Origin of the sequence: Enterobacter sp. ZOR0014, from assembly GCF_000798855.1 — a bacterium.
Classification (GTDB): domain Bacteria; phylum Pseudomonadota; class Gammaproteobacteria; order Enterobacterales; family Enterobacteriaceae; genus Enterobacter; species Enterobacter kobei.
Window position 1 is genome coordinate 1 of sequence record NZ_JTLF01000345.1, and the last position, 3474, is coordinate 3474.

Genomic DNA, 3474 nt, shown 5'->3' on the forward strand with positions numbered 1-3474 from the left:
GAACATCTGGTCGGCGCGACGATTCTTCATGCTGTCGTTCGCAATGGACGTCTGCGCTGGCCGGTGTCCGATGAGATCCACGCGTTAAGCGATAAACCCGTGCTTAGCGTGCAGCGCCGCGCGAAATACCTGCTGCTGGAGCTGCCTGACGGCTGGATTATCATCCATCTGGGGATGTCCGGGAGCCTGCGCATCCTTACTGAAGAACTGCCCGCGGAAAAGCACGACCACGTCGATCTGGTGATGAGCAACGGCAAAGTGCTGCGTTACACCGACCCACGGCGCTTTGGCGCGTGGCTGTGGACTAAAGAGCTGGACGGGCACAATGTGCTGGCGCATCTGGGCCCGGAGCCGCTCTCAGACGCGTTTAATGCGGAATACCTGAAAGCGAAGTGCGCGAAGAAGAAGAGCCCGATTAAGCCCTGGCTGATGGATAACAAGCTGGTGGTCGGCGTGGGGAATATCTATGCCAGCGAATCGCTGTTTGCCGCCGGGATCCATCCCGATCGGCTGGCCTCTTCACTGTCGGCTCAGGAGTGCGAACTGCTGGTCAGAGTGATTAAAGCGGTATTGCTGCGCTCGATTGAGCAGGGCGGAACCACGCTGAAGGATTTCCTGCAAAGCGACGGCAAGCCGGGCTATTTTGCTCAGGAGCTGCAGGTGTATGGCCGTAAAGGTGAGCCATGCAGAGTCTGCGGAACGCCAGTTATTGCCACGAAGCATGCACAGCGCGCCACGTTCTACTGCCGTCAGTGTCAGAAATAGCGCTACTTTAGCTTTTCTAGCAACGCCTGGTGGACGTTTACCGGCAGGAAGTGGGTAACGTCCCCATGATGGCGAGCCACCTCTTTTACCAGCGTGGACGAGATAAACGACCACTCTTTGGACGGCATCAGGAATACGCTTTCCAGTTCCGGCATCAGGTGGCGGTTCATGTGCGCCAGCTGCATCTCATACTCGAAGTCTGCCACTGCGCGTAACCCGCGAATCAGGATGTTTGCCTGCTGGGCACGGGCGAAGTTTGCCATCAGGTCGCTGAAGCCCACTACCTCTACATTCGGCAGGTGCGCAATCGCAACGCGGGCAAGTGCAACACGCTCGTCGAGGTCAAACATGGGTTTCTTGCTGGGACTGGCGGCAATCGCCAGAATCACCGTGTCGAACATGCACGCCGCACGGGTGATGATATCAAGATGACCGTTGGTGATCGGATCGAAGGTACCCGGATAAATCGCTTTTGTGCTCATGGCTCACGTTTTCTCTGAGTAGCCGCGGCAGAGCGCCCACAGCTCGGTGTATTTGTTGAAAGTATACTGGGCATTCACCACCGCCAGTAACCAGCCCTGCTTACCGTCCAGCACCCCGCCACGCAGCAGCAACGTTTTCAGAAACGCGCCCAGCGTATGGGTGAAGATGCCGGTCAGCGTGGCCTTCTTGCCGCGCTGGTGGCGTTCCTGCGCCCACGCAGTGGCATAGCTGAGCTGTTTACGCTGGAAGCTGGCGAAATCGCGGCAGGTCAGGTGTAGCAAATCGCCCGTCAGGGGGATCTGCCGGGCGCTGTCGCAGGCCAGTGACTCGTGGACCAGGTTGTCGTTGTACTGATAGCGCTCGCGCTCATAGAGGCGCATTACGCGGTCAGGATACCAGCCGCTGTGGCGCATAAAACGGCCCAGGAAATAGTTACGACGGGCAATGCTGTAGACCGCTTCGGGCTGCGGCGCGGCAAGCACGGTCTGAATGGCTTGCTGGAGTTCCGGGGTGACACGCTCGTCGGTGTCGATCATCAACACGTAATCACCGGTAGCATACTTTTGCGCGCGCTGGCGCTGGATGCCATAGCCTTGCCAGTCCGTATTGATAAAGATCTTTGCACCCGCTGCGCGGGCAACGTCCACCGTGTTGTCCGTGCTGCCGGAGTCAAGGACGACGATTTCGTCAGCCCAGGCGATCGAAGCCAGGCAGTCCGGAAGCAGGTCGGCGGCGTTTTTGGCGATCATCACGACCGACAGACGCGTTGACATTAGTGGCTCCGCTGAGGCAGATAAGGTTGCAGAAGCTGCAGAAGACGGGTGAGTGCGCCCTGGTTCTGATGCAGCACTTCGACGGCATGGCGACCGTACCACAGACGATAATCTTCGTCCGTCAGAAGGGTCGACACCTCTTTGACGACGGAGTCCGCGTCGGTCACGGTAATTAAACCATCGGCCTGCTGCAATTTGGCGCAGATATCTTTGAAGTTAAACGTGTGCGGACCCATCAGCACCGGAATGGCGTGCGCAGCTGGCTCGAGCGGGTTATGGCCGCCGCGTTCCACCAGGCTGCCGCCGACAAAGGCGAGGTCGGCAATGCCGTACAGCAACATCAGCTCGCCCATCGTATCGCCAATCACCACCTGGGTGCTGCCGGAAGGGATCTCACCGCTGCTGCGCAAGGTGAAGCTGAAGCCGCCTTTCTGCACCATTTCACGGGCATCTTTAAAACGCTCCGGATGGCGGGGAACGAGGATCAGCAGTAAATCAGGGAATTTTTCCAGCAGCTTGCGGTGCGCCTGCAGGATGATCTCTTCTTCGCCATCATGGGTACTGGTTGCAATCCAGACCTGACGACGCGGGGCCCACTGGCGACGCAGCGTGATCGCGCGGGCGGCGAGTTCAGGGGTAACAGAAATATCAAATTTCAGGCTGCCCGTTACCGCAAGCTGGTTGCGTTTCAGGCCCAGCGCGATAAAGCGTGCGGCATCTTCTTCGTTTTGCGCGGCAATCAGGGTGATTTTGCTCAGGAGACGGCGCATAAATTTACCCAGCTTGCCGTAGCCTTTCGCCGAGCGCTCTGACAGGCGCGCGTTGGCAATCACCAGTGGAATTTTACGGGCATGCAGGGCGGAAATCATGTTCGGCCACAGTTCAGTTTCCATCACGATCACCAGTTTCGGGCGAACGGTATTCAGGAAACGATTCATGGCGCAGGGCAGATCGTAAGGGAGGTAGACGTGATGAACGTCTTTGCCAAAGGCGGATAACGCGCGCTCTGAGCCGGTCGGAGTCATCGTCGTGACGGTGATGGGCAGCGACGGGTAGCGGTGACGCAGGGCGCGAACCAGTGGGATCGCTGCCAGCGTTTCACCAACAGAAACGGAATGCAGCAGAATACCGTCCGGGGCGACTTTATTGCGGCAAAAGCCATAGCGCTCAGCCCAGCGTTTACGGTACGCAGGCGCTTTACGGCTACGAAGCAACAGTCTCAGCCACACCAGTGGCTGAATGATGTAGAGCAGGGCGGTATACAACAATTCCAAGCGATTATCCGTTTTTTAGTTTCGGCCGGGAAATTCTAAGCATTTAAGCGTGCTAAAGCTATCTCTTATGCCAGATACCGTTTTAAACGGAAGTAGCGTCGACCCAGACGCCAGCGCAAACGCGGACTTTTAGCACTTTTCCAGATAAGCTTCCAGATCCCGGTATCAAAGAACTCTTT

At 57.5% G+C, this 3474-nt stretch carries 4 protein-coding genes and 1 pseudogene; 1 reads left to right on the top strand and 4 read right to left on the bottom strand.

Annotated elements, in window-relative coordinates; genetic code table 11:
• Nucleotides 1-765: bifunctional DNA-formamidopyrimidine glycosylase/DNA-(apurinic or apyrimidinic site) lyase (gene mutM, locus L977_RS19745; protein WP_047626733.1), on the top strand; the 765-nt coding region annotated here is incomplete at its 5' end.
• A 2-nt stretch (nucleotides 766-767) separates the two neighbouring features.
• Here mutM and coaD read toward each other — a convergent pair.
• The 4 genes and pseudogenes from coaD to L977_RS24595 form a co-directional block, all read right to left on the bottom strand.
• Nucleotides 768-1247 (bottom strand): pantetheine-phosphate adenylyltransferase, encoded by a 480-nt coding sequence (gene coaD / locus L977_RS19750; protein WP_047626734.1) that lies wholly within the window; start codon nucleotides 1245-1247, stop codon nucleotides 768-770.
• A 3-nt stretch (nucleotides 1248-1250) separates the two neighbouring features.
• Nucleotides 1251-2021, bottom strand: a complete 771-nt coding sequence (locus L977_RS19755; RefSeq protein WP_047626735.1) for a glycosyltransferase family 2 protein — start codon at nucleotides 2019-2021, stop codon at nucleotides 1251-1253.
• Complete coding sequence (waaA, locus tag L977_RS19760; protein WP_014881988.1) at nucleotides 2021-3295, bottom strand: lipid IV(A) 3-deoxy-D-manno-octulosonic acid transferase; 1275 nt, start codon at nucleotides 3293-3295, stop codon at nucleotides 2021-2023. The genes L977_RS19755 and waaA overlap by 1 nt, the downstream gene beginning before the upstream one ends.
• 65 nt (nucleotides 3296-3360) lie before the next feature.
• Nucleotides 3361-3474: pseudogene (locus L977_RS24595) on the bottom strand (glycosyltransferase); the annotation flags it as partial.